25 protein-coding genes and 1 tRNA gene are annotated in these 25890 nt (G+C 68.2%); 9 read left to right on the top strand and 17 right to left on the bottom strand.

What is annotated here, in order from left to right:
- Nucleotides 1-67: 67 nt before the first annotated feature.
- The 4 genes from OQ968_RS00415 to OQ968_RS00430 form a co-directional block, all read right to left on the bottom strand.
- A complete protein-coding gene (locus tag OQ968_RS00415) occupies nucleotides 68-1288 on the bottom strand; it encodes an FAD-dependent oxidoreductase (RefSeq protein WP_324673576.1) in 1221 nt (406 codons plus the stop codon).
- A gap of 207 nt (nucleotides 1289-1495) precedes the next feature.
- Nucleotides 1496-2125: a hypothetical protein gene (locus OQ968_RS00420; protein ID WP_324673578.1), complete on the bottom strand. Its 630-nt coding sequence runs from the start codon at nucleotides 2123-2125 to the stop codon at nucleotides 1496-1498.
- A gap of 144 nt (nucleotides 2126-2269) precedes the next feature.
- On the bottom strand, nucleotides 2270-3793 hold the full coding sequence (locus OQ968_RS00425; RefSeq protein WP_324674965.1) for a PucR family transcriptional regulator: 1524 nt from the start codon (nucleotides 3791-3793) through the stop codon (nucleotides 2270-2272).
- A 245-nt stretch (nucleotides 3794-4038) separates the two neighbouring features.
- On the bottom strand, nucleotides 4039-4608 hold the full coding sequence (locus OQ968_RS00430; RefSeq protein WP_324673580.1) for a DUF5994 family protein: 570 nt from the start codon (nucleotides 4606-4608) through the stop codon (nucleotides 4039-4041).
- 421 nt (nucleotides 4609-5029) lie between these two features.
- On the opposite strand from OQ968_RS00430, the gene OQ968_RS00435 reads away from it, so the two are divergent.
- Nucleotides 5030-5105: transfer RNA gene (locus OQ968_RS00435), tRNA-Thr, on the top strand.
- A gap of 351 nt (nucleotides 5106-5456) precedes the next feature.
- Here the strand turns inward: OQ968_RS00435 and OQ968_RS00440 are convergent.
- Nucleotides 5457-6179, bottom strand: a complete 723-nt coding sequence (locus tag OQ968_RS00440; RefSeq protein ID WP_324673582.1) for a hypothetical protein — start codon at nucleotides 6177-6179, stop codon at nucleotides 5457-5459.
- Nucleotides 6180-6338: 159 nt separating this feature from the next.
- Between OQ968_RS00440 and phoP the strand changes: the two genes are divergently transcribed.
- Together phoP and OQ968_RS00450 are read left to right on the top strand one after the other, a co-directional pair.
- Complete coding sequence (phoP, locus tag OQ968_RS00445; protein WP_324673584.1) at nucleotides 6339-7058, top strand: two-component system response regulator PhoP; 720 nt, start codon at nucleotides 6339-6341, stop codon at nucleotides 7056-7058.
- A gap of 41 nt (nucleotides 7059-7099) precedes the next feature.
- Nucleotides 7100-8527 carry a HAMP domain-containing sensor histidine kinase gene (locus tag OQ968_RS00450; RefSeq protein WP_324673586.1) on the top strand — a complete coding sequence of 476 codons (1428 nt, stop codon included), beginning with the start codon at nucleotides 7100-7102 and terminating at the stop codon, nucleotides 8525-8527.
- 15 nt (nucleotides 8528-8542) lie between these two features.
- On the opposite strand, the gene OQ968_RS00455 is transcribed toward OQ968_RS00450, so the two are convergent.
- From OQ968_RS00455 to OQ968_RS00500, 10 genes are all read right to left on the bottom strand, one after another.
- Complete coding sequence (locus OQ968_RS00455) at nucleotides 8543-8947, bottom strand: HIT family protein (RefSeq protein WP_324673588.1); 405 nt, start codon at nucleotides 8945-8947, stop codon at nucleotides 8543-8545.
- A gap of 49 nt (nucleotides 8948-8996) precedes the next feature.
- Nucleotides 8997-9419 carry a ketosteroid isomerase family protein gene (locus OQ968_RS00460; RefSeq protein WP_324673591.1) on the bottom strand — a complete coding sequence of 141 codons (423 nt, stop codon included), beginning with the start codon at nucleotides 9417-9419 and terminating at the stop codon, nucleotides 8997-8999.
- 17 nt (nucleotides 9420-9436) lie between these two features.
- On the bottom strand, nucleotides 9437-11437 hold the full coding sequence (locus OQ968_RS00465) for an FAD-dependent oxidoreductase (protein ID WP_324673593.1): 2001 nt from the start codon (nucleotides 11435-11437) through the stop codon (nucleotides 9437-9439).
- Nucleotides 11438-11454: 17 nt separating this feature from the next.
- Entirely contained in the window at nucleotides 11455-12582 is a 1128-nt protein-coding gene (locus OQ968_RS00470; protein WP_324673595.1) for an NDMA-dependent alcohol dehydrogenase, read from the bottom strand.
- A gap of 139 nt (nucleotides 12583-12721) precedes the next feature.
- Nucleotides 12722-13267, bottom strand: a complete 546-nt coding sequence (locus OQ968_RS00475) for a nuclear transport factor 2 family protein (RefSeq protein ID WP_324673597.1) — start codon at nucleotides 13265-13267, stop codon at nucleotides 12722-12724.
- Between the two features lie 3 nt (nucleotides 13268-13270).
- The gene (locus tag OQ968_RS00480) at nucleotides 13271-13477 is read right to left on the bottom strand and encodes a ferredoxin (RefSeq protein WP_324673599.1); all 207 of its coding nucleotides are present in this window, start codon (nucleotides 13475-13477) and stop codon (nucleotides 13271-13273) included.
- Nucleotides 13478-13479: 2 nt separating this feature from the next.
- On the bottom strand, nucleotides 13480-14835 hold the full coding sequence (locus tag OQ968_RS00485) for a cytochrome P450 (RefSeq protein WP_324673601.1): 1356 nt from the start codon (nucleotides 14833-14835) through the stop codon (nucleotides 13480-13482).
- Nucleotides 14832-15668: an SDR family oxidoreductase gene (locus tag OQ968_RS00490; RefSeq protein ID WP_324673603.1), complete on the bottom strand. Its 837-nt coding sequence runs from the start codon at nucleotides 15666-15668 to the stop codon at nucleotides 14832-14834. The genes OQ968_RS00485 and OQ968_RS00490 overlap by 4 nt, the downstream gene beginning before the upstream one ends.
- Nucleotides 15669-16886: a cytochrome P450 gene (locus OQ968_RS00495; protein WP_324673605.1), complete on the bottom strand. Its 1218-nt coding sequence runs from the start codon at nucleotides 16884-16886 to the stop codon at nucleotides 15669-15671.
- Nucleotides 16883-17521 (bottom strand): TetR family transcriptional regulator, encoded by a 639-nt coding sequence (locus OQ968_RS00500; protein ID WP_420715799.1) that lies wholly within the window; start codon nucleotides 17519-17521, stop codon nucleotides 16883-16885. The genes OQ968_RS00495 and OQ968_RS00500 overlap by 4 nt, the downstream gene beginning before the upstream one ends.
- A 208-nt stretch (nucleotides 17522-17729) precedes the next feature.
- On the opposite strand from OQ968_RS00500, the gene OQ968_RS00505 reads away from it, so the two are divergent.
- The 5 genes from OQ968_RS00505 (at nucleotide 17730) to purD (ending at nucleotide 22690) form a co-directional block, all read left to right on the top strand.
- Nucleotides 17730-19199 (top strand): aldehyde dehydrogenase, encoded by a 1470-nt coding sequence (locus OQ968_RS00505; protein WP_324673607.1) that lies wholly within the window; start codon nucleotides 17730-17732, stop codon nucleotides 19197-19199.
- Between the two features lie 14 nt (nucleotides 19200-19213).
- Complete coding sequence (locus OQ968_RS00510; RefSeq protein ID WP_324673608.1) at nucleotides 19214-19963, top strand: SDR family oxidoreductase; 750 nt, start codon at nucleotides 19214-19216, stop codon at nucleotides 19961-19963.
- Nucleotides 19960-20817 (top strand): NAD(P)-dependent oxidoreductase, encoded by an 858-nt coding sequence (locus OQ968_RS00515; RefSeq protein ID WP_324673610.1) that lies wholly within the window; start codon nucleotides 19960-19962, stop codon nucleotides 20815-20817. Before OQ968_RS00510 ends, OQ968_RS00515 begins: the two co-directional genes overlap by 4 nt.
- Entirely contained in the window at nucleotides 20817-21254 is a 438-nt protein-coding gene (locus OQ968_RS00520; protein WP_324673612.1) for a carboxymuconolactone decarboxylase family protein, read from the top strand. The genes OQ968_RS00515 and OQ968_RS00520 overlap by 1 nt, the downstream gene beginning before the upstream one ends.
- A gap of 167 nt (nucleotides 21255-21421) precedes the next feature.
- Complete coding sequence (gene purD, locus OQ968_RS00525; RefSeq protein WP_324673614.1) at nucleotides 21422-22690, top strand: phosphoribosylamine--glycine ligase; 1269 nt, start codon at nucleotides 21422-21424, stop codon at nucleotides 22688-22690.
- 6 nt (nucleotides 22691-22696) lie between these two features.
- Here the strand turns inward: purD and OQ968_RS00530 are convergent, their stop codons facing one another.
- Nucleotides 22697-24280 carry a gamma-glutamyltransferase family protein gene (locus OQ968_RS00530; protein WP_324673616.1) on the bottom strand — a complete coding sequence of 528 codons (1584 nt, stop codon included), beginning with the start codon at nucleotides 24278-24280 and terminating at the stop codon, nucleotides 22697-22699.
- A gap of 10 nt (nucleotides 24281-24290) precedes the next feature.
- Nucleotides 24291-25196 carry an alpha/beta hydrolase-fold protein gene (locus OQ968_RS00535; protein WP_324673618.1) on the bottom strand — a complete coding sequence of 302 codons (906 nt, stop codon included), beginning with the start codon at nucleotides 25194-25196 and terminating at the stop codon, nucleotides 24291-24293.
- 72 nt (nucleotides 25197-25268) lie between these two features.
- On the opposite strand from OQ968_RS00535, the gene OQ968_RS00540 reads away from it, so the two are divergent.
- A complete protein-coding gene (locus tag OQ968_RS00540) occupies nucleotides 25269-25889 on the top strand; it encodes a TetR/AcrR family transcriptional regulator (protein WP_324673620.1) in 621 nt (206 codons plus the stop codon).
- Nucleotide 25890: the final 1 nt, after the last annotated feature.

A 25890-nucleotide genomic window follows, 5' to 3' on the forward strand; every position in this document is an offset into this window, starting at 1 on the left:
GGACGGGCCGATGCATGGCAACCGTCCCCGACGACTCGCATGCCCTCGAGGCGAGCTTTTCCGCGGTTCAGACCCGCGCCGATCGGGAGGTGTGGTGGCGCGCTCTGTGCAGCGGATCGAACTCGGCCAGGGCATGGGGTTGCTTGCCGGTCGTGATCTGCTCGGCCAGCAGCCGACCCGTCACGGGGCCCTGCGTCAATCCCCACATGCCGTGCGCGCCGGCCACGTAGATGCCCTCCGCCAGCTCACCGATCACTGGCCGGCCGTCGGGTGCGACCGCGCATGCACCAACCCACAGGTTGCTGCGCGCGGCCCAAACCGCGCCGTCCAGTAGGGAGCTGGCCGCGGCGGCGATGGCCTCTACTCGTTGCCGTGCGCGCGGTTCGCGCGTGTCGTCGAATTCCAGGGTGCCCGAAACCCGCAGCGCCCCTTTGTAGGGCGTGCACGCCGCCCCTACGTCCGGCAGATAGATGGGGCCCGGTATGGGGCGGTCGACGGGCACGGTGAACGAGTAGCCGCTACCGGACTGCACCGGGATGCTCAGCCAGCGGCCCGCCAGCCGCGGCAACCGCGCACCGGTGGCGATCACCACGGCGTCGGCGGTCACCGGGTTTCCCCAGCGCGGGTAGACCGTAGCGCCGTCGCCCGAACTGAAGACGTCATCGATGTCGCGTCGGAGGACGGTCCCGCCGCGGGCCATCACCGAGCGACCCAGCGCCTCCACGAATCGCCGAGGGTCGACGAAGCGCTGGCCGTTGACGTTCAGGCCGGCGGTCGCCGCCGGGGATGCCAGGGGTACCTGCTCGCGCAGCGCCGCGCCGGACAATGCGGTGACATACATTGGCTGGCCGGCGTTTTCGAGTTCGCGTAGCCTGTCCAGCATCCGCTGCGCCCCGTAGGCGCTGCCGAAGACCGCGGTGATCGGCGCGTCCGTCACCGGCGCATCGATCCCGTTGGCGATGAGCACGTCGAACGCCTCGATGCTGTCCTCGTTGAGCGCCGCGTTGGCCCGCAACGCCCGCTGCCACGACGATCGCCGGTAGGCGGGCGCCAGCTGCATGATCAGGGTCGCCAGATCCGCGCCGGGGGAGAAGAGCGGAATCGTCAGCGCCGGGGCAATCCACCCGGCGTTGCCCCATGACGCACCGGCGGCGATGCCGGTGCGGTCGACCACCGTGACATCGACTCCACGCTCCTGCAGGAACCACGCCGTCGACAATCCGACGATGCCGGCACCGACGACGATCACCGACCGCGGACCGCCGTCGATGCGCTCGACGTCACCCATCACACATACCTCCGAAACTCAACTCTGGCTTGGTAATTCCATGATGGTGTGCGCGGGCGCCGCAGTGTTTGCCCGAAACGGACAATGCCGCGGCGGTCGATTGTCCAGGCCCGACAACGCCGTTGCGCGGGCGCGCGCTCGCACGGCAAAGGCCAATCCCCACAGACGCTCATGCGGGGATTGATCGAGGATGGGGCGCAGCCTATTTCACTCTTTTCCGACGAGGCGGTCGAAGTCGCGTTGCCAGTTGGCAGCGCGGCGTCGGTCGAGGGCGATGCGGGCGCCGCCGAACAATGCCACAGCCGACAGGCTCACCGTCCACCAGATCGCCATCGCAAACGCGACCGCCTCGTCGACGGCGGTTCTTTCCGGTTTCCCGACGGCGGCGCCCTCCTGGTCGACCCAAATCTCGATCTCCTCACCGACTTTGACTCCCAGCGGCGCGACGACGTCGCCGGTGTGCTCCGTCCCGGCGGCGAACCATCGCGCGGGCACCGTCACGGTAGGGCTCTCGAGGTTTCGGCGGGGGTGACTGTCCCCGATGACCGTCGCGGTCACCGGCCGGCGGGTCTGGGCCTGTTCGGCGTAGACGCTTCTGCGGGAATCATGGACCGAGGTGCCCACGGCGGCCGCGATGGGCACTGTCACCAATGACAGCGCGACGGCCAGCACCAAGATCAGCGCCTCCAGCCGGTCGCTGGGGCGTATCAGCGGGTTGAGACCGAACAGGCGCACCAACAGTCGCCGCGGCAACGGCACGGTGAAGGTCTCCATCGCGGCGTGGTCATCCCGCGCGCGGGCGCCGCGCCGTCGATCGTCGTGACGCGGGGTGATCATCGGATGTTTCCTACTCGACGGGCCGGCCCGGGTTGGTGGCCGTAGCTTGACACTTCCGATGATGACGTGGCGGGCGGCCGCGGGCCTTGCCGAAGCCGGACAATGGCGCCGCCGTGCTTTGTCGGATCTCGACAGCGTTGTTGGTCAGTCGGTGTCGGTCGCCGCAAGTTCGATCATCATCGCCAGCCGCTTCCTGGCGTCATCCAGTGGCAGGTTGGTGATCTCGGCCATCTTGCGCAGCCGGTAGCGCACGGTGTTTTCGTGCACTCCCAGGCGTTCACCGGCCTCCACCGGATCGCCCTGGGCCTCCAGCCATGCCCGCAGCGTGGCCACGTAGTCGGTTCCGTTGGCGCGGTCATGCCGGCCCAGCTCGACGACCGGTCCGCGGGTGGGCGCCCGGCCCGACTGCGCCGCGGCGCGCAATCGTTGCAGCAGGATGTCGTCCCACGACTCGTCGTAAGCCGGGGGCGCCGCCGCGGGTGATACCTCGTGCAGCGCCAGGCACTCGTCGGCCTCCTGGCGCGCCGCGACGAGATCCGCCACGTCCGCCACGCCGCTGACCCCCGCGATCACGATCACCTGTTCGGGCAGCGCCGCTTTCAGGCCGGCCACCCAGCGCCGCGCCGTCGCCGCGTCCTCGCCGGGAAGCAGGGTGTAGACGGTATTGCCGGCCAGGGCGCTGCGGCCCGGCCGCGACCAGCCGAACCCGGTGGTGGCGCGCTCGAATGCCAACAGCAGCGCCGCATCGCGTTCGGCGCCAATGAACGCCTGCAAGGCGATGACCCGTAAACCGTTGTGCGCCAAACCCAGCCGGCTCGCAACGGTGGAGGCGTCGGCGGTGCCCTCCAGCAACCGGATCACCAGTTCCGATTCGACCTGGCGCTCCAGGTCCGCGCTGGCTCGCGACCGCAGCAGATGCAGGGCAACCGTGTGCGCACCGTCGGCCAGGGCGCCGCGCGCCGCTTCGTCCAGCGGCGCCGAGCATGCCACCCATACCGACCCCATGAGTTCTCCGCCGGAGCGCACCGCCACCACCATGCGTCCGGTCAACTCGTGCTCGGCGTCCCCCTCGACGAAAAACGGCTCGTCGGAGACCGCCAGATGCGCGAATACCCCTCGGGCATCGAACAATTCGCGCAGCCGCTCGGGCGTCTGGCGTTCCAGGATGGTCTGCACCCGCGCCGCGTCGGCAGGTTCCTGCAGTCTCGAATACGCGAGCACCCGCAACAGCCGATCGTGAATGACGACGGCGCTGCCGATTGCGTCCGCCAGGCTGTCGGCGAGCGCGAACAGATCGGTCGGGCCGCGGCCGGATTCGGTCTCGCGACCCTCCAGCACCAACCCGTAGACAACCGCGGCCACCTCGCTCCACGACATCGTCTCGTCGACGAGCATCACCGCGCCGACCCCGGCGTCCTCGTCAAAAGTGATCGGCTCGTCATCGTCGCGCGCCAGTACGACCACCGCTCGTGCCGATCGCGCCCAGCGCACCGCTTCGCTGAGCGAACCCGCACCGACGGCCAGCAATACATCGCCGACCCCGACGCCGTCCGCGGTGGCCTCGTGGATCACCACGCTGCGCAGTTCGGTCGACCGCGGCACCGACGACCACCGCAACCGGACCCCGTAACCGCCCAGCACGTTGATCAAGCGGTCCAAAGTGATCACCAGCCGCTCCCAACGACGCGGAGACACGAGAGGCAGATTCCGTTGTAATCATGCCTGCACGAAGACCGTATCGTCACGAATGGGCAGCGGCGATGGTGGCTGGAGCTATGCCGGCCGGCATAGGGGCCGCATGTCCGCCGCGCTTGCAACTGCTAGCGCAAACGGTGCGCGCGAGGTGGCTGACTAGAGGGTGCCCGGGACGCGCGGACCAGACTGATCTGCGGAACGCTCGCCGTGCGGTGGCCTCATCGGCTCTGGTTGGTTCTCCCGTGTATCTGTGGTCGCGCTGGCGCGAGAGCAGGCAGGGCTCCTCCGTCAGATTCCCATCGCTGCAGCGCCATACGGGCGTGGTCGCGATTCTTTGCGCTGTGCTCGTTGATTCCCAGTAGTTGGTCGGGGGTGGACGCATCGTCGACGCTGACCGCGGTTGCCATCGCCGTGTACGCCTCGCTGGGACGGGTGTATGGGGGTACCACCAGAAGGTCGAGTTTCCCGAACTTCTTACCGAACACCGTTATCACGTTGGGCGAGTCCTGGCTGGCGTCGAGGATCACATCGCCGCCCAGATGTTTGAGGCTCGATGGTGCTGACGACCAATCGCTTTGGTGATAGCGCACCCGATCAATCACACCGAACCGTAGTGACAGTGCCGCGAGCAGTGACGGGAGTTCGGCGGAAAGCCGCGTCGATTGTGGCCACCAGGCTCCCTGGACAAAACCGCAGGTCCGGTGTGCGGATTTAAACCGCAATCGCAAGGTTCCGAATGCCGATCGGTGCGCCAATGCGGCGCCGATGTGTTCAGTGGTCGCTGACATGTGCTAGTTCCTGCCTTCCTGGCGTTTGACGCGATGTTTTGGCACAAGGCTTCATCGCCCGCCTCCGCGGGTGAACCCCGGTGTACGAGCGCCATGGTGGTATGGATTCCGATGACGGGCTTGCCGTAACGCGACAACCCGAGTGTCCGTTTTTGTCGCTGCACCACATCGCGAAACGCACGCGCTCCGGCACGGCTCGTCGCGACGGCACATGCGGCACCGCGGCAAAAAGTGAGCGTTGAGCCCCCTGTCAGGATTGAACTGACGGCCGCTCGCATGATCAAGGCGCTCCTTCCGCGAACTTCCGCCCGACATGGCCGCACGACCGCGCTGGCTCGCGCCTGCGCCGGCACAAGTCGGCATGCAGTTCCGACGGCAAGATCCCGTCGTAGAATCGTCCTGGCTCATCGAGCCGGAACCGGCCGCGTTAGCTCAGTTGGTAGAGCGTCGCTCTTGTAAAGCGGATGTCGAGAGTTCGAGTCTCTCACGCGGCTCCATTCCTGTCGGGTACTCAGGGGTAGCGTCATTTCAGTGTCGATGACCTGTCTCGGGTGCGGAGTCGATTTCGAAGGGCGTCGGCTAAAGGTGTTGTGCACCAATGCATGCCAACAGTCACGCCGCCGCGGCTTGCTCTTGGAGGCCTGGCTCGACACCAGAGTCTGCGGTCGCACGTCCTACCAAGGCCACTACGTCCGGGAATACCTCTATGAGCAGCAGGGCGGTCGTCGTGCAATCTGCGGAATCGAGGCCTGAGCATCCAACTAACGTTCGGCCCGCTCGCTTACCAAGGCGAGTGCTCTACCAGTGAGCTAAGGAGGCCGGCAAAAGCCGGGTCCAAGCCTAACCGGTCACTCGTCGCTGTCGACGACGCGCGGCGAGCGCACCGACCGCGACGACGAGCGGGGCCGGCGGCCGGGCAGCGGGATGCGGTCGGCGATGTTGCTCAAGGGATTGACCACCATCGTCAGCGACATCACCGCATCCTGCAGCGTCTCGATCGTCGGCGCCAGGGCCTCCATCCCGGGCGCCAGCCGAGCCAGGGTGTCGGCGACATCGGCCAGCTGCTCCAGCGGCCCGTGCCGGGCGGTCAGCTTGTCGATCAACCCGCCCTCGGCGAGCAGCCGCTCGGCCAGCCCATCCTCGGACAGCAGCCGATCGATCAGGCCGTCCTCGGCGAGCAGCTGATCGGCCAGCCCGCCCGGCTGCAGCGCGCGGTGCAGCCCGCCGCCCTCCGCGGTGAGCCGGTCGAGCAGGCCGCCGTCCGACGTCAGCAGGTCGACCACCCCGCCCGGGCGCAGCAGCCGATCCATCGGCCCGTCGGGCGCCACGGCCCGTCCCAGCGGAGCATCCTCGTCGAGCAGCCTGGCGAGCCGATTGGCGCGAATGATCGCGTCGTCGATCCCCAGCATGGACGTCACCGCGTTCGTCCCGTCGTCGCCACTGACGTCGGAGACCGCTCGCTTCGCCACGCCGACCGCCGCGGATGCGACATTCAGGCTCGCCTCGGCGGTGGCCAGGCCGACTCGCGCGGGAGCGGTCGCAAGCGAGACGATGCTTCTGGCGAGATTCATCCCCCGAGTCTATTGGTAGACGCACACCCATGAACTGCGACGGGTCCAAGCTGATGCGATGATTCCTGGCAGACTACTAGCAGACTGTTGGCAACGAGCTTTCAGGAACTACACAATGATTGCGAAGGCAACGTTCAAGCAAGGGACGGAAGTGACCTCATGACGGCGGCCAGCCCAACCGAAACCAAACCGGAGGCTCGCGTCCTCGTTGTCGACGACGAGGCCAACATCGTCGAACTGCTCTCGGTGAGCCTGAAGTTCCAGGGATTCGAGGTGCACACGGCCACCAACGGCGCCCAGGCCCTGGACCGCGCCCGCGACGCCCGCCCGGACGCGGTGATCCTCGACGTGATGATGCCCGGCATGGACGGCTTCGGGGTGCTGCGCCGGCTGCGCGCCGACGGCATCGACGCCCCAGCGTTGTTCCTGACGGCCCGCGATTCCCTGCAGGACAAGATCGCGGGCCTGACGCTGGGCGGCGACGACTACGTGACGAAGCCGTTCAGCCTGGAGGAGGTCGTCGCGCGGCTGCGCGTCATCCTGCGTCGCGCCGGCAAGGGCGGCGCGGAACCGCGCAGCGCCCGCCTGACGTTCGCCGATATCGAACTCGACGAAGAAACCCACGAGGTGTGGAAGGCCGGCGAGCCGGTGTCGCTGTCGCCCACCGAATTCACCCTGCTTCGCTACTTCGTGATCAACGCGGGCACGGTGTTGAGCAAGCCGAAGATCCTCGACCACGTCTGGCGCTACGACTTCGGGGGCGACGTCAACGTCGTCGAGTCCTACGTGTCGTACCTGCGCCGCAAGATCGACACCGGGGAGAAGCGGCTGCTGCACACCCTGCGCGGGGTGGGCTACGTGCTGCGGGAGCCGCGCTGAGCAGCCCGTCAAACGGACCGGCGGTAGCGAAGAATACAGAGATGGCCACCAAACCCAAACGCGGAATACCCCTCCGGGTGGGCCTGGTCGCGGCCACCCTGCTGTTGGTGACCTGCGGCCTGGTGGCCTCGGGGATCGCGGTCACCTCGATCCTGCGGCACAGCCTGATCAGCCGGATCGACCAGACGCTGCTCGACGCGTCCCGCGGCTGGGCGCAGGCGCCGCGGCGGCAGTCCGGGCCCCCGTACGAGGGCCCCGACCCGGGCCGGCCGCCGTCGAAGTTCTACGTGCGCGGCGTCGGCACCGACGGCACCCCGTTCACGGCCATCAACGACCGCAACTCCGAACCGGCGCTTCCGCCCAACAACGATGTGGGTCCCAACCCGACGACGTTGCCCTCGGTCAACGGCTCCGACATCCAGTGGCGCGCGGTGTCGGTGCGCGGGCCGCATGGCCTGACCACCGTCGCGATCGATCTGTCCGACCTGCAGCACACCGTTCGATCGCTGGTTTGGTTGCAGATCGGCATCGGGGTGGCGGTGCTGATCGTGGTCGGCATCGCCAGCTTCGTCGTGGTGCACCGCAGCCTGCGCCCGCTGTATGAGGTCGAGCGAACCGCCGCCGCGATCGCGGGCGGCCAGCGCGATCTGCGGGTCCCCGAACGGGATCCCCGAACCGAGCTGGGCCGACTCTCGTTGGCGCTCAACGAAATGCTCAGCCAGATTCAGCAGGCGCTGGCGTCCTCGGAGTCCTCGGCCGAGAAGGCCCGCGGCTCGGAGGAACGTATGCGACGGTTCATCACCGACGCCAGCCACGAACTGCGCACGCCGCTGACCACCATTCGCGGTTTCGCCGAGCTGTATCGCCAGGGCGCCGCGCGCGACGTGTCCATGCTGCTGTCGCGGATCGAGAGCGAGGCCAGCCGGATGGGCTTGCTGGTGGACGACCTGCTGCTGCTGGCGCGGCTGGACGTGCAACGACCGCTGGAGCAACATCACGTGGACCTGCTGGCGCTGGCCAGCGACGCCGTGCACGACGCGCAGGCGATCGACCCCACCCGCAGCATCACCATGGAGGTCTTCGACGGGCCCGGCGTCCCGGAGGTGCGCGGCGACGAACCCCGCATCCGGCAGGTGCTGAGCAACCTGCTCGCGAATGCCCTGCAGCACACCCCGGACAGCGCCGACGTCGTCGTCCGGGTCGGCACGGAGGGCGACGACGTGGTGCTCGAGGTGGCCGACAAGGGTCCGGGGATGAGCAAGCAGGATGCGTCGCGGGTGTTCGAGCGGTTCTATCGCACCGACTCGTCACGCGCGCGGGCCAGCGGCGGCACCGGGCTGGGCCTGTCCATCGTCGACTCGCTGGTGCACGCGCACGGAGGCGATGTCACCGTGACGACCGCGCCCGGGGAGGGCTGCTGCTTCCGCGTCACGCTGCCACGCATCAGCGACGTGCCCTCGCGCGTCTGAGCCGCGTTTGAGCCGTTACGCCAGCTGCGCCAGCGCGGCCTTGATCCTGGCCTGCGCCTGGTCGAGGGATTGCGGTGACGGGTTGCGATCCACGTTGGCAAAGCCGAAGTCGCTCAGGCTGCGGGTGGGGAACACGTGGACGTGCAGGTGCGGCACCTCCAGCCCCGCGATGATCACCCCGGCGCGCTCGGTCCGGAAAGCCTTGCACACCGCCTTGCCGATCAGCTGGCTCACCCCCATGACGCGCGAGAACACCGCGTTGTCGACGTCCTGCCACTGATCGATCTCCTCGCGCGGCACCACCAGGGTGTGGCCCTGTGTCATCGGCTCGATCGTCAGGAACGCGACGACGTTGTCGTCCTCGTACACGAAGCGGCCGGGCAGTTCACGGTTGATGATCTTGGTGAAGATCGACGCCATGGGGCCAGCATAGGTGCGCGCTCCGTCGGGCCCGGGGCGTGGTCGCCCGTCACTCCTCCTTGCCGAACTTCATGCCGTCGAGGTTCCAGTACCCGCGCATGTTGGTGATCAGCCCCGCGTCGTTGACCTTGTAGGTGAACACCCCGCGCACCTCGCTGGTGACGCCGCCCTCAAACCTGCTGTGCAGCACCAGGATATGAGCGATCTCGTGCGGCGAGCTCGACGGGAACGTCTCCTCGCAGGTGATCGTCAGCCGGTTGGCCGCGATGTTGTTGTCGTAGAAGGCGCCGACGGCTTCCTTGCCCTTCACGCCCTCGCCGTCGGGGTTGGTCACCGACTTGCCGATCGGGTCCTCGATGACGACGTCGTCGGCCATCAGCGCCAGCCAGCCGTCCCGGTCGTGGGCCTGCACGCACCGCCACGACGATTGCGACGCGGTCAGCGCCGGGGAGACTTCGGATGTTTGGGTCATTTCTTTCTCCTGTCTTCTCAAATGGCGCACGCGGCGCGCGCGCCCTCCTCGGTTGCCTTGCGGATGAGGCCCAGGCCGCTGCAGTCGCCGGCGGCGTGCACCTCGGCGCCTGGCATGGCGGTGACGACGGCGTCGAACAACGCGGTGTCGGGCTCGACCGTTCCGGCGATGACGACGCTGTCGGCGGGAAGTTGGCGCCGCGTGCCGCCGACGGGCGTGAACACCACGGCGCCGGTAGTGATTCGTTCGACGGCCGCCCGGACGTGCACGGTGACGCCGAGCCGGTCCAGGCGGTCGATGTGTTCGGTCTTGCGCTTGTTGCCCACCTCGGGGGCGATGTCCCTGCCGGGCTCGAGTATGGACACCAGCCGGCCCCGGGCCGCCAGAAACTCGGCCAGTTCCAGCGCCACCAGGTCGCCGCCGATGACGGCGACGCGCCGGCCGACCGGCATCCACGCCCGGGTGGCCAGCCGAAACGCGGCGGGCGGCATCAGTCGTTGCCGCCGGCCGCCGAGTAGTCGACGCAGCCCGGGGCCCGTGTGCACGTGCGGCAGGTCGGCGCCCGGAATCGCCGGCACGGCGACGTGGCCGCCGGTGGCCACGATCACCGCGTCCGGCGCTTGCGCGACGACGTCGTCCACCGAAACATGATGGTGCAGCGACACTTTCGCGTCGCTCGACCTGATCTCGTCGAGCAGATAGCGTAGGAACGGCTGGTTCTCCGGATGCAGCACCGACGCCCAGCGCAGCGCGCCGCCCAGCTGGCCGCCGCGCTCGAAGAGCCTGACGCGGTGCCCGCGCTCGGCGGCCACGCGGGCGGCCTCCAGCCCGGCGGGTCCGCCCCCGATCACCGCCACGCGCTTGGCGCGGCCGGTGCGGGGCCCCGCCAATTCGCGCTCCCTTCCGGTGCGGGGATTGACGGCGCAGTCGACGGAGAAGCGGAGTTCCATTGCGTCGATGCAGTTTTCGCACGAGATGCACTTGCGAATCCGGTGCGCCTGCCCGGACAGCAGCTTGCGGGGCAGGTCGGGGTCGGCCAGCAGCGGGCGCCCCATCGCGATGAAATCCGCCCGCCCGTCGGCCAGGATTTGTTCGGCCCGGGCCGGGTCGTGGATCCGGCCCACGGCGATCACCGGCACGTCGACGGCCTGCTTGACCGCGGCGGCGGCGCCCACGTTGACTTCGTCGCCGTCATCGGCGCCGTTGACCATCCCGGTGACGAGCCGGTCGATCACGCCGCCGCTGACGTGAAACGCGTCCACGCCGGCGGCCACGAGTTCGGGTGCCACCCGGGCGGTTTCGTAAATCGGTCGCCCTCCGGCCACCCGTTCGTAGCCGGAGATCCGCAACGTGATGGGCAGGGCGTCGCCGACCTCGGAGCGAATGGCCGCCAGCGCGTCCAGCACCACCCGGATTCGGCCGCGCGCGGAGTCGCCGCGATAGTCATCCGTGCGCCGATTGCGTTGCGGGGCAAGGAAAGACCCCAGCAACATGTAGCCGTGCGCGGCGTGCAGCTCGATGCCGTCGTAGCCGGCCTCGGCGGCGCGCCGCACCGCGGCCCTGAACAGGTCGAACACCTCGGTCAGCTGCACTCGGGTGATCTCCGTCGACGGGCGGCCGGTGAGATACGACGGGATCACCGACGGCCCCAACGACGGGACGCCGAACAGCTCCGGACCCAGGCCGTCGGGCCCCGCGTGCACGATCTGGGGCTGGATCTTGGCGCCGTGCTCGTGCACCACCTCGACCAGCGCCCGGTGCGCGCCGACCGCGTCGTCGGTGGCCAGGTGCAGGCCGCCGGGTGTCTCGGGGTGGCGATTGTCGACGCCGGTGGCGCCCAACGTGATCAGCCCGACGCCACCCGCGGCGCGCGCGGCGAAGTAGTCGCGGGTGCGCTGCGACGGCAGCCCGTCCGGGGTGCCGTACATCGTCTCCATGGGAGACATCACCACCCGGTTGCGCAGCGTCATCGCGCCGATTCGCCCCGGCGCCAACAGATGCGGAAAGCCGGCGCTCACCGGCGGCCGACGGGTGCTTACCTGTCGGCGTCCGTGTAGCGGATCACGCCGCGAATGTTCTTGCCGTCCAGCATGTCCTGGTAGCCGTCGTTGATCTGCTCGAGCCGGTACTGGCGAGTGATCATGTCGTCCAGGTTGAGCTTGCCGGCCTTGTACATCGACAGCAGTTGCGGAATGTCGTATTGCGGGTTCCCGCCGCCGAAGATGGTGCCCTGCAGGTTCTTCTGCATCAGGGTCAGCATCGCCAGGTTGAGCGTCACGTTGGTGTCCAGCAGGCTGCCGATGGCGGTCGCCACGCACGTGCCGCCCTTGGCGGTGATGTTCAGGTAGCTGTCGATGTCGGCGCCATGCAGCTCACCGACGGTCACGATCACCTTGTGGGCCATCAGGCCGTAGGTGACCTCGGCCATGCCGGCCAGCGCGGCGTCGATGTCGGGGTAGACGTGGGTGGCGCCGAACTTCAGCGCCTGGTCGCGCTTCCACTCCACCGGGTCGATCGCGAAGATGTAGCGGGCGCCGGCGCTCACCGCACCCTGCAGCGCCGCCATGCCGACGCCGCCCACGCCGACGATCGCGACGTCTTGGCCCGGGCGGATGTCGGCGGTGCGGACCGCCGAGCCGTAGCCGGTGGTGACGCCGCAACCCACCAGCGCGGCCACCTCGAAGGGCACCGACGGGTCGATCTTCACCACCGAGCTGCGGTGCACGACCATGTACGGCGAGAACGTGCCCAGCAGCGTCATGGGATAGACGTTTTGGCCGCGCGCCTGGATGCGGAAGGTGCCGTCGGACACCGCGGCCCCGGCGAGCAGCCCGCCCCCCAGGTCACACAGGTTGCGCATGCCGGCCTGACAGGTCGGACACTGCCCGCACGACGGGATGAACGAAAGAACCACGTGGTCGCCCGGCGCAAGGTCTTCCACACCCGGCCCGACCTCGGTGACGATGCCCGCGCCCTCGTGCCCGCCGAGCACCGGGAAGCCCGCCATCGGGATGCCGCCGGTGACCAGGTGATGGTCGGAGTGGCACATGCCCGCCGCTTCCATCTGGATCTTGACCTCGTGCGCCTTCGGGTCGCCGATCTCGATCTCCTCGATGGACCACGGCTGGTTGAATTCCCAGATCAGTGCGCCTTTTGTCTTCACGTTGGACCTGACCCCATTTCGCCTTTGAATTGAGACTGCCCGACCCATCTTGCCTGGCAGCGGTGGTGACGGGTGCCACAGGGCACTCCTGTCGCGTCAGCATAGCGCGTGCGACAAATCAAATGCTTGGTTGGTCCGCTCACCAGATCGGGACCGGCGCCTCGCCGAGCGGGTAGTAGCCCGGCAGCCTCTCACCGGCCAGGCCGCGCTCGATCCGCTTCTGCATGCCGGCCGACAGCTTGCCCTCCTTCATCAGCTTCATGTACAGCGCCGAGACGTGACCGAAGTCGAAGAAGTCGCGCTGCCACTCGATGAGCTTGTCCCCGTTGAGCCGAAACCAGCTGCCGCCGATGCCGTAGATCTCCTGCTGGGCGCCGTCGCCGTCCACGACGACCTGCTTCCAGAAACCGACGATCTCACCCTGCCGGTCGTCGATGAGCACCTTCTGATACGGGTACTGCCAATTCTCCAGGCCCTCCATCTCCAAGCCGAGCGCGATGTCGCGGATCTCGTCGATCCCGACGCACATCACGTCCTCCTTGGGCCCGATGTTCCAGCCATAGGTGGCGTCGGGAGCGTAGAACTCTGCCAGCGGTTTCCAGTCGCCTGCCCGCTCGCAGTCCTTGTTGGCCTGCAGCCAGGACTGCACCCAGTCGTCGAGTTCCTCGCGTTGGAATGACGCCATGTCCTAATCTTCTTTCTCTTTGATGAATAGTGCTCGGGTTGGGCACATTTCGACGGCCCGCTCGACTTCCTCGCGGGCCTCCTCGGGCGGCTCGGCGTCGAGCACCTCGACCTTGCCCCGCTTGGGCACCCGGAAGTAGTCGGGCGCCTCCAGTTCGCACATCGCGTGGCCCTGGCACAGGTCCAAGTCCGCTTCGACTCGGTAACCCATCGTCACTCCCTGTGCAGGCGGCGGTAGCGCACCTTGGCGGGCCGGGCCAGCTGCACCACCATCTTGGAGTGGTCGTTGCGATAGCTTTCCGGCGGCTGTGCCATCTCGAACTCGTACTCGCGCAACAGAACCGAGAAGATGGCCTTGATCTGCATGGTTGCGAACGCGGCGCCGACGCAACGGTGCCGGCCCGCGCCGAACGGAATCCAGGTCCACCGGTTGGCGAGGTCGGCCTGCTCGGGTTTGTTGTACCGGTCCGGGTGGAAGCCGTCCGGGTCGGGAAAGTCCTCGGGAATCCGGTTCGAGATCGCCGGGGACGCGGCGACGTAGTCGCCGTTGCGGATCGGGAAGCCCTCGACCTCGAAATCGCCCTTGGCGACCCGCATCAGGATGATCAGCGGCGGGTGCAGCCGCAGGGTCTCCTTGACCACGTTGTCCAGCTTCGGAATCTGGCGCAGCGCATGGAAACTCACCTCCTGGCCGTCGGCGTACAGCTCCTCCAGCTCGGCGCGCACCTCGGCGTAGACCTCGGGGTGGCGGATCAGCTCGATCAGCGTCCACGCCGACGTGCCCGAGCTGGTGTGGTGCCCGGCGAACATCAGCGAGATGAACATTCCGGTGACCTCGTCGGCGGAGAACCGCGGATTGCCCTCCTCGTCCTTGATCGACACCAGCACGTCGAGCATGTCGCGGTCGCCTTTTCCCTTGGGCGGGTTGGCGATCCGCTGGTTCATGATCTCCTGCACCAGCCCGACGAGCTTGACGCGGGCCTCGTCGCGGCGCCGGAAGCTCTCGATCGGCAGGTACGGGTCGACGTAGCACAGCGGGTCGGTGCCGCGCTCCAGGTCGTGGTAGTACTCCGCGAACCGGTGGTCGAGTTGCTCGCGGAACTTCAGCCCGATCAGGCACGCCGTCGAGGTATAGATGGTCAACTCGGCGAAGAAATCCAGCAGCTCGATCTCGCCCTCGTCGCCCCAGCCGGCGATCATCTTCTTGACTTCGCCCTCGATGGTGGCCGCGTGGCCTTTCATCTGCTCGCCGCGCAGCGCCGAGTTGTGCAGCATCTCCTTGCGCCGTTCCGGGCTGGCGTCGAACACGACGCCCTTGCCGAAGATCGGCGTCATGAACGGGTACGCCTCGGCCTGGTCGAGATCCTCGTCGGCGGAACGGAAGAAGAACTCGTTGGCGTTCGCGCCGGACAGCAGGATGACGCGCTTGTCCGCCAGCTGGAATTCGCCGACGTCCCCGCACTCGTCGCGGGTGCGCTGCATCAGGCCGATCGGATCGGTGCGGAATTCCTCGAGATGACCGTGTTCGTCCTCGCCGCCGGAAACCCGCGGCACGATGGCGGTTGTCATGTGTCCAGACCTTCTTTGTGAGCCTTTTCATCCAGTTTCAGTTGCTGGCGCTCCTTCATCGCGGCCAGCGGCGCCTCGGGCTGCAGTTCCATGTTCACCACGAAGCCGCCCCGGGGCGTCTCGGCGACGAACGTGATCGCCCGGGCCAGATCGGACGCCCGCAGGAAGTAGTCGTGGCGCGCCTGGCCCCATTTCGCCCAGTCCTCCAGGGCCGGCCCGATCGCCTCGGCGGGCAGGCTCCAGCCCATCCCCGTCTTCGTGGGACCGGGGTGCACGATCGAGGCTCGCACCCCGGTGCCCTCGAGCTCCATCTGCAGGTTGGTGACCATCGCCACCAGCGCCGCCTTGGCGGCGCCGTAGGCGCCCATGTGCGGGCGCTGGCGCAGCGCGACGTCGGAGCCGACGAAGATGAGGTCGCCGCGCCGGCGCTCGACCATGCCGGGCAGCACCGCGGTGGCCAACCGGTTCGCCCCGATGAGATGGATCTGGATCTGCGATTCGAAAGTCTCGGTGTCGATTTCGTGCAGCCGCCCGAAGTACGTGTCGCCGGCGCCGGTGACGAGGACCTCGATGTCACCGAGCTGCTCGGTCGCCTGATGGACGAATCCCTTGACCGATTCGGGGTCGGTGACGTCGAGCGGCAGCGCGATCGCCTCGCCGCCGTCGGCGCGGATCTTCTCGGCGATCTCTTCGCACTTCTCGACGCGCCGCGCCCCCAGGGCCACCGGAAAGCCGTGGGCGGCAAGCTCGGTGGCGGTGGCGGCCCCGATGCCCGACGAGGCGCCGGCGACGATCGTGGGCCGGCGCGCCGGATGTGGTTCGAAGCGGGGCATTCAGGCGACCTCCACCGTGATCGGAAGGTGAGCGAATCCGCGGACATTGCTGGAGTGGACGCGGACGGCGTTGGCCTCGTCGACCTGATATCCGCGGATTCGCTTGAACAATTCGGTCAGCGCCACCCGGGCCTCCATCCGGGCCAGGTGCGCGCCTAGGCAGAAGTGCGCGCCGCTGCCGAAACTCAGGAGCCTGGGCCCTATGTCGCGCCCGATGGCGTAGTCGTCGGGGTTGTCGAACACCCGCTCGTCGCGATTGCCCGACCCGGGCAGCAGCAACAGGACGTCTCCCTCGGGCAGGGTGGTGTCGTAGAGGGTGAGCTCGCCCGACACGGTGCGGGCCAGGATCTGGCTTGACGTGTCGTAGCGCAGGGTCTCCTCCACCCACAGCGGAACCCGGGACAGGTCGGCGTAGACCGGGGCCAGCTGATCGGGATTCTTGTGACCCCAAAACGCGGCGTTGGCAAGGAGTTTGGTGGTGGTCTCGTTGCCGGCGATCACCATCAGGAACATGAAGCCGAGAATCTCCTGGTCGGTGAGCCGGTCGCCGTCGATCTCGGCGGTCAGCAGCGCCGACGTCAGGTCCTCGGTCGGCTTCTTGCGGCGCTCGGCGATCATGTCCTGGTAGTAGACGATCAGGTTGATCGACGCCTCGATCGCCGAGGCCGGCACGTCGTTGACGCCGTCCTCGCGATGCATCACGCCGTCGGCCATCGCGCGGATGCGGTCGCGGTCTGCCAGCGGCACGCCCATCAGCTCGGAGATCACGTCCATCGGCAGCTTGCCGGCGAATTCCGCTACATAGTCCACGGTTTCGGAGCCGGCCTTCTCCAGCATCGCGTCGAGGTGCTGCACGGCCAGCTGGGTGACCCGCGGCTCGAGCTCCCGGATCCGGCGCGGGGTGAAGCCTTTCGACACCAGCGTGCGCAAGCGCAGGTGGGCGGGGTCGTCCATCGCTAGGAACGACATCGTCTTCGACGCGTGTGGTCCGCGGGACACCGGGTCCAGCGACACGCCGTCGCGGTTGGACAGCGTCGTGCTGTTCCGAAAGCCTTGCAGCACATCCTGATGCCGCGACAACGCCCAGAACTTCAGCTTCTCGTTGCGGTACAGCGGGGCCTCGTCGCGCAGCCGCTTGTAATACGGGTAGGGATCCTCGTGGAAGTCGTAATCGTAGGGATCGAGGACCAATTCGTGGTCTCCAACGTGCACCGTCATGTGGTGGTCGACTCCTGGCTCGTCTCGCCGGCCCCGGCCAGGATGAGGCGCACCACATAGGTCAGTCTGTCGGCGATCTCGTGATAGGTGAATTCGCCGCTGCCCGCCTGCACCAGCGCGCCGAAGAAAGCCATCTCGAGCGCGGACACGGTGGTGGGGTTGGCGCCCGGGCCGATCGCGGTCGAGATGCGACGGTGGATCTCCGCGCCGATGCGGTCGCGCGCGGCGCTGACGGCCGGATCGGCACCGCCGCCGAGCAATGCCGTCGTGCAGGCCGCGCTGACCTCCGGCTCGTCGGCGACGACCAGGGCCAGGTGCCGCAGCGCCTTGTCCACCCGCGCGGGCATGGGCTCGTTGACGTCGGTGAAGTAGGGGACCTGGCGGACCAGGTCGAGGTACACCTCGGCGATCAGGTGGTTCTTCGATGAGAAGTAGGTGTAGGCGGTGGCCGGGGCCACCTTGGCGCGGGCGGCCACCGCGCGCACCGTCAGGTCGGCATAGGACTTCTCGCGCAGGGTCTCGATGCCGGCGGCGAGCACCTTGCGGAAGGTCTCCTCCTGGCGCCGGTTGCGCGGCGCCTGACCGGTCTGGTGCTCGGCTTGGGACGTGATCGTCACCAGGGCATCGCTGGACACCTGTCCAAGCTACCGGATGGGGAGCGCGTCAGGCAAGGATGATTGCCGAATAGCCTGGTAATGAGCCTTTATTTCGTGTCGGCGGGGCGCTTGCGAGATCGGGCCTTGCAGCGACGGCGGCCCGGCGGCTATGGTGCGGTGAGACGATATCGGACAACTGTCTACTCAGGCGTTGTGGAATTTCCCTTGAAATCGACGGGAGCGGGAGATGGCCCTGTTGGCCGACGGCGTTAGTGCCCTTTTCATCGACGGCAAGATGTCGACGGGAAATGCGGGCACCTTCCCGACGATCAATCCGGCAACCGAGGAGGTGCTCGGCGTCGCCGCCGACGCCGACGCCGACGACATGGGCCGCGCCATCGACGCAGCGCGCCGCGCCTTCGACGAGACGGACTGGTCCCGCAACACCGAGCTACGGGTGCGCTGCGTTCGGCAGCTGCGCGAGGCGATGCAGCAGCACCTCGAAGAACTGCGGGAGCTGACGATCGCCGAAGTCGGCGCGCCGCGGATGCTCACCGGCATCGCTCAGCTCGAAGTCCCGGTCAACGACCTGGCGTTCGCCGCTGACACCGCCGAATCCTACGTCTACAACCTGGATCTCGGCGAGGCGTCGCCGATGGGCATCCCCACCCGGCGCACCATCGCCCGCGAGGCCATCGGCGTCGTCGGCGCCATCACCCCGTGGAATTTTCCGCACCAGATCAACCTCGCCAAGATCGGGCCCGCGCTGGCCGCGGGGAACACCGTCGTCCTCAAGCCCGCCCCCGACACACCCTGGTGCGCCGCCGTGCTGGGGGAACTCATCGCCGAGCACACCGATTTCCCGCCCGGGGTGATCAACATCGTCACCTCCAGCGATCACGGTGTCGGCGCATTGTTGGCCAAAGACCCTCGGGTGGACATGATTTCGTTCACCGGGTCGACGGCCACCGGGCGCAGCGTGATGGCCGACGGCGCCGCGACCATCAAGAAGGTCTTCCTCGAGCTGGGCGGCAAGTCGGCGTTCGTCGTGCTCGACGATGCCGACCTGGGCGCTGCGGCCGGCGTGGCGGGGTTCTCCGTATGCATGCACGCCGGCCAGGGCTGCGCGATCACCACCCGGCTGGTGGTGCCGCGGGCGCGCTACGACGAGGCCGTGTCGATCGCGGCCGCGACGATGGCCGGCATCAAGCCCGGCGACCCCACCGACCCCGGAACCGTTTGCGGGCCACTGATTTCGGCCAGGCAGCGCGATCGGGTGCAGGGCTATCTCGACTCGGCGATCGCCGAGGGCGGAACGTTCGCGTGCGGCGGGGGCAGGCCGGCCGACCGCGACGTCGGTTTCTTCATCGAGCCCACCCTGATCGCCGGGCTGGGCAACGACGCCCGCTGCGCGCGCGAGGAGATCTTCGGCCCCGTCCTGACGGTGATCCCGCACGACGGCGACAACGATGCCGTGCGCATCGCCAACGACTCGCCATACGGCTTGTCGGGCACCGTGTTCGGAGCCGATCCCGACAGGGCGGCGCGGGTTGCCGCGCGGGTCCGGGCGGGCACGATCAACGTCAACGGCGGCGTGTGGTACTCCGCCGATGCGCCGTTCGGCGGCTACAAGCAGTCCGGAAACGGTCGCGAGATGGGCTTGGCCGGTTTCGAGGAGTACCTGGAGACCAAAACCATTGCGACAGCGGTCAACTAGAGGAGCTTGCAACCATGCGATTTGAAAACAAGGTCGCCGTCGTCACCGGATCGGGCGGCGGCATCGGCCAGGCCTACGCCGAGGCGCTGGCCCGCGAGGGCGCGGCGGTTGTCGTGGCCGATATCAACGCGGATGCGGCCGAGGGAGTGGCCAAGCAGATCACCGCCGACGGCGGCACGGCGCTGGCCGTGCCGGTCGACGTGTCAGATCCGGACTCGGCCAAGGCGATGGCCGATCGCACGCTGGCCGAGTTCGGTGGGATCGACTACCTCGTCAACAACGCGGCGATCTTCGGGGGCATGAAGCTGGACTTCCTGCTGACCATCGACCCCGAGTACTACAAGAAGTTCATGAGCGTCAACCTCGATGGCGCGCTGTGGTGCACTCGCGCGGTGTACAAGAAGATGTCCAAGCGCGGCGGGGGCGCGATCGTCAACCAGTCGTCCACCGCCGCGTGGCTGTACGCGAACTACTACGGCCTGGCCAAGGTCGGCATCAACGGCCTGACCCAGCAGCTCTCGCGAGAGCTGGGCGGCCGCAAAATCCGGATCAACGCGATCGCGCCCGGTCCCATCGACACCGAGGCGAACCGGACCACCACGCCCAAGGAGATGGTGGACGACATAGTCAAGGGGCTTCCGTTGTCGCGCATGGGAACTCCCGACGACCTGGTCGGCATGTGCCTGTTCCTGCTGTCCGACGAGGCCTCGTGGATCACCGGGCAGATCTTCAATGTTGACGGCGGACAGATAATTCGATCATGAGCAAAGACGTGAAGCTCGGCTACATCGGCCTGGGCAACATGGGCACGCCGATGGCCAAAAAGATGGCCGAATGGCCCGGGGGGATCACGGTTTACGACATCCGAACCGAGGCCATGACACCGTTGGCCGAAAAAGGGGCCAGCCTGGCTGACAGCGTCGCTGACGTCGCCGTCGCCGACATCATCAGCGTCACTGTGCTCAACGATGCCCAGGTGCGTGAGGTCGTTGGTCAACTCGCATCTCATGTCAAGCCCGGCACCATCATTGCGGTTCACTCGACGATCAGCGACACGACCGCGGAGGAACTCGCGCGCGAGTTTGAACCCCGGGATATCCACGTGATTGACGCACCGGTCAGCGGCGGCACCCGGGCAGCACGCTTCGGTCAATTGGCAACGATGGTGGGTGCCAGCGACGAAGTCTTTGCCCGGGTCAAAGAGCCGTTCTCGCATTGGGCGGAGTTGGTTGTCCACGCTGGTCCACCCGGGGCGGGTACCCGGATGAAGCTCGCACGCAACATGCTCACCTTCACTGCGTACGCAGCGGTGGGAGAGGCGTGGAAGCTGGCCGAGGCCAGCGGACTGAACTTGCAGGACCTCGGCAACGTGGTGCGCCACACCGATCAGCTAAGCGGCGGCCCCGGGTCGATCATGTACCGCGACGACACGAAAGATCTTGAACCCGGCCATTTCTTGTATGAGGGTTTCATGCACGCTCGGGATCTCGGCGAAAAGGATTTGGGCTTGGCACTGGGATTGGCCGAGAACGTTTCCGTCGACCTGCCGCTGGCTAAGCTAGCGCTGGAGCGGCTGGCGCCGAACCTGGGCGTGCCGCACAAACAGGAAGAGACGTAATGGACGAGCTGCGCCGCAAGGGCCTCGAGAAGATGAACGAGGTCTACGGCTGGGAGATGCCTAACGTCGAGGGCGACGCCTACTTCGACCTGACCGTCGACCACCTCTTCGGCACCATCTGGAACCGGCCGGGATTGTCGATGCGCGAGAAGCGCATCATGACGCTGACCGCCGTGACCGCCATCGGAAATCGCGACCTGGCCGAGATCCAGATCAACGCCGCACTGCTCAATGGGGAACTCACCGAGATCGAGCTGAAGGAGATGGCCGTCTTCCTCACCCACTATCTCGGGTTCCCACTGGGTTCGGCGTTCAACGGCGCGGTCGACACCGTCGTGGCAAAGCGCAAGAAGGCCGCGGCGAAGGGCTCCGGGGAGGACAAGAAGGCCAACGTCGACGCGGCCGTCAACATGCACAGGGGCAAACCGCGCGACTGAGCCGACGCCACCTCGCCGAGCCAACGCCACCTCGCCGAGCCAACGCCACCTCGCCGAGCCAGCGCCACCTCGCCGAAAGTGAAGCTGTTGCGATTTTCGGGCGGCGGATTCACCACAGTTTCACTCTCGGCGCGACGAGATCAGCCCGCCCGATAGAGTGACGTTTCGTGCGCGTCCTGGTGATCGGCTCCGGTGCCCGTGAACATGCCCTGCTGCTCGCGCTGGGGCGGGACCCGCAGGTCACCGGGCTGGCCATCGCCCCCGGCAACGCCGGCACCGCGCGGCTGGCCGAGCAGCACGACGTCGACATCACCTCCGGCGAGGACGTCGTCGCCCTGGCCCGCGAGGTGCGGGCCGACCTGGTGGTCATCGGTCCCGAGGTGCCGCTGGTGCTGGGGGTGGCCGACGCCGTCCGGGAGGCCGGCATCGTCTGTTTCGGCCCCGGCAAGGACGCCGCCCGCATCGAAGGCTCCAAGGCGTTTGCCAAAGAGGTCATGGCGGCAGCCGGTGTGCGCACCGCCGCCAGCGAAATCGTCGACAGCCCAGCCCTTTTGGATGCGGCCCTGGACAGGTTCGGGCCGCCGGCGGGCGACCCGAACTGGGTGGTGAAAGATGACCACCTGGCCGCCGGCAAGGGCGTGGTGGTGACGCCGGACCGCGACGTCGCGCGCGCACACGCGGCCGGGCTGCTCGAGGCCGGTCATCCGGTGCTACTGGAGTCCTATCTGGACGGCCCCGAGGTGTCGCTGTTCTGCGTCGTCGACGGCGCGACGGTGGTGCCGATGCTGCCGGCGCAGGACTTCAAGCGGGTGGGCGAGGGCGACACCGGACCCAACACCGGCGGCATGGGCGCCTACGCGCCGCTGCCGTGGCTTCCCGACGGCGTGTACCGGGAGGTGGTCAGCGACATCGTCGAACCCGTCGCCGCCGAACTGGTCAAGCGCGGCAGCCCGTTTTGCGGATTGCTCTATGTCGGGCTGGCCATCACCGCGAAGGGGCCGGCGGTCGTCGAATTCAATTGCCGCTTCGGCGATCCGGAGACTCAGGCCGTGCTGGCCCTGTTGGATTCGCCGCTGGGCCAGCTGCTGCACGCGGCGGGCAGCGGCGCCCTGGCCGACTTCGGCGAGCTGCGCTGGCGCGACGGTGCCGCGGTGACGGTGGTGCTGGCGGCCGAAAACTATCCCGGGCGGCCCCGGGTCGGCGACGTCGTCGTCGGCTCCGAGGCCGACGGCGTGCTGCATGCCGGGACAACCCGACGCGACGACGGCGCGATCGTCTCGAGGGGTGGCCGGGTGCTGTCGGTGGTGGGCACCGGCGCCGACCTGGCCGCGGCGCGCGCCCGGGCCTACGAGATCCTCGGCTCGATTCGCTTGCCGGGCAGCCATTTTCGCAGCGACATCGGGCTGGCGGCCGCGGAGGGCAGGGTCAGCGTCTAGAACGCCTCAGAAACCTGTGGCCTGCCCGTCGCGGCGCGGGTCGCTCACCGCGAGGTACCCGCCGTCCAGCCGCCAAATCGCCTGGCAGTTCCCGAACTGGTTGTAGTCGTCCACGGCGACCAGATCGTGCCCGCGGCGCCGCAGCTCGTCCAGCGTCGACGGTGGGAAACCTTGTTCGCAGCTGACCTGCGTCCCGTGCACCCAACGGAACCGCGGGCCGTCACACGCCGCCTGCGGGTTCTGGCCGTGGTCGGCGATGCGCACCATCACCTGCACATGGCCCTGTGGCTGCATGGTGCCGCCCATCACCCCGAAGCTCATCACGGGTTGGCCGTCCCTGGTGACGAAGCCCGGGATGATCGTGTGATAGGGTCGCTTGCCCGGGCCGATGCGGTTCGGATGCCCTTGGGCCACAGCGAAATCCGCGCCCCGGTTCTGCAGCGAGATCCCGGTGCCCGGCACCACCACCCCGGAGCCGAACCCCATGTAGTTCGACTGGATCATCGACACCATCATCCCCGCGGCGTCGGCGGCGGTCAGATACACGGTGCCTCCCGCCGGGCTGCCGGCGGCCGCGGGCCTGGCCCGGTCGCGATCGATGAGCGCGGCGCGCTGCCGCAGGTAATCCTTGTCCAGCAGGCGATCCGCGGGGAACGGCATGTGGCCCGCGTCGGCGACATAGGCCTGCGCGTCGGCGAAGGCCAGCTTGACCGCTTCGATCTGCAGGTGCACGCTATCGGCGGAATCGGCTGGCAGCGAGGACATCTCGAACTGCTCCAGGATTCCCAGCGCGATCAGGGCGACGACGCCCTGCCCGTTGGGCGGTATCTCGTGGACGGTGTATCCGCGGTAGGTGGTGTCGATGGTGCCGACCCAGTCGGCGCGGTGGGCGGCGAGGTCGTCGGCGCGCATGGCGCCGCCGTTGGCCGCCGCGTGCGATGCCAGCTTGTCCGCCAGTTCGCCACGGTAGAACGCCTCGCCGCGGGTGGCGGCGATCCTCTCGAGCGTCGCCGCGTGGTCGGGAAACCTGAACAGCTCACCGGGTTTCGGCGCCCGCCCGCCGGGCAGGAACGCCTCGGCGAAGCCGGGCTGCCCCTGGAAGAGCGGAACCTGCGCCGCCCATTGCTCGGCGACGGTCGGCGACACCAAAAAGCCGTCGCGGCCGTAGGAGATCGCCGGGTCGAAGAGTCGCTCGAACGGCAGCCTTCCGAACTTGGCGTGCAGCTCGGCCCACGCCGATACGGCTCCGGGCACGGTCACCGAATTCCAGCCGAGCGCGGGAACGGCGTTGCCGCCGAAGTACTCTGGCGTCCAGGCCGCGGGTGAGCGGCCCGACGCGTTCAGCCCGTGCAGTCGCGTGCCGTCCCAGACGATCGCGAAGGCGTCCGAGCCGATGCCGTTGGACACCGGCTCCACGATGGTCAGGGTGATGGCCGCGGCGACGGCGGCGTCCACCGCGCTGCCGCCCTCGGCGAGCATTCGCAGGCCGGCCTGCGCGGCGAGCGGTTGCGACGTGCATACAACGTTGGCCGCCAGGACGGGCTTGCGCGGCCAGGCGTAGGGCAAGTCCCAGCCGAACGGTGCGCTCACGACCAAAACCCTAGGCCGTCAGCAGCGGCGCCATCCACGTCAGCTCGGCCGGCAACTGCGAGCTCCAGAACCCCGGGTTGTGCCCGCCGGGGGAGAAGCCGCCCGCGGGTGGGTTGGGCAGTTGCGCGATGAACTGCTTGGTCGCCGCGTAGAACGGATCGCTGTCGCCGCAATCCACCCGGATCGGGATCGACGCCAGCGCAGACATTCCGAACACCGAGTTCGCGGCGAAGTCGTCGGCGCCGTCGAACGCGCCGGGCGCGGCCGCGCCGGGGGACAGCCACAGCGCCGGGCTCACCGCGCAGATCGCCGCGGTGCGTGCGGGACCCAGCCGCCCGCCCAGCAGCAGGGCGCCGTAGCCGCCCATCGACCAGCCCAGGAACGCCACCCGCGACGTGTCCAGGCGTTGCGAGTCCAGCATCGGGACCAGCTCGTCGAGCACCATTGCGCCGGAGTCTTCGCCGGATGCCCTCTTGTGCCAATAGCCACCGCCACCGTCGACGGCGACCACCGCGAACGGCGGCAGCCCGGCGTTGACGGCCTGGGCCAGACCCTGCTCGACGCCGCCGGCCATCACGCTGGACGCGTCGCTGCCCTTGCCGTGCAGCGCGATCACGGGCCGCAACGCCTTGGTTTGCCCCGGCGGGCGCGCGATCGCCCAATTGGTCGGGATCCCGCCGCGCGCCGCCGACACGAACGAACCCGTCGTCATCGTCGGCGCGGCCTCGGCCGGCGGCGGCTCGAGCGGCGCGGGTGCGGGCGCGGGCGCCAACGGGACCCGGGTGCCGGCCGTCGCCTCGGGTGCGGCGTGAGATGTGCGCGGCTGGAACAGGATGTCGAGCCCGTAAACACCGGCCGCGCCGGCGGCCACGCTGACACCGAGACCGAGCACTGCGCGGCGGCTCAAGTCGGGCATTGGGCCATCATGCCATGGGCGTTTGGCCAAAATGGCATCGCAGTACCACTTTTACTGGCACCATAGCTAGTCGTGACAGCAGCAGCAGTGACCCCGAAAGGGGAACGCCGGCGGTACGCGCTCGTCAGTGCGGCCGCCGAGCTGCTAGCCGAAGGCGGGTTCGAAGCGGTGCGGCACCGAGCGGTCGCTCAGCGCGCCGGCCTGCCGTTGGCGTCCACCACCTACTACTTCTCGTCCCTCGACGATTTGATCGCCCGCGCGGTCGAACACATCGGCATGATCGAGGTGGCGCAGTTGCGGGCCAGGGTGAACTCGTTGTCCCGGCGGCGGCGCGGGCCCGAGACCACGGCGGAGGTGCTGGCCGAGTTGCTCGTGGAGGACGTGTCCAGTCCGGGACTTGCGGAGCAACTGATCTCGCGGTACGAGCGGCTGATCGCCTGCACCCGGCTGCCCGCGTTGCGTGAGACCATGCGCCGCAACCTGCGTCAGCGTGCCGAGGCCGTCACCGAGGCCATCGAGCGATGCGGCCGCTCGGTGCACATCGAACTGGTCCGCACGCTGCTGTGCGCCGTCGACGGTTCGGTGGTTTCCGCGTTGGTCGAGGGTCGCGATCCCCGCAGGGCCGTGGAGCAGACGGTGGTCGAACTGATCGAGGTGCTGGCGCCGATCGATCAACGGCACGTGCCTATCTGAG

It is taken from the genome of Mycobacterium sp. 663a-19, assembly GCF_035616495.1.
Lineage (GTDB): Bacteria > Actinomycetota > Actinomycetes > Mycobacteriales > Mycobacteriaceae > Mycobacterium.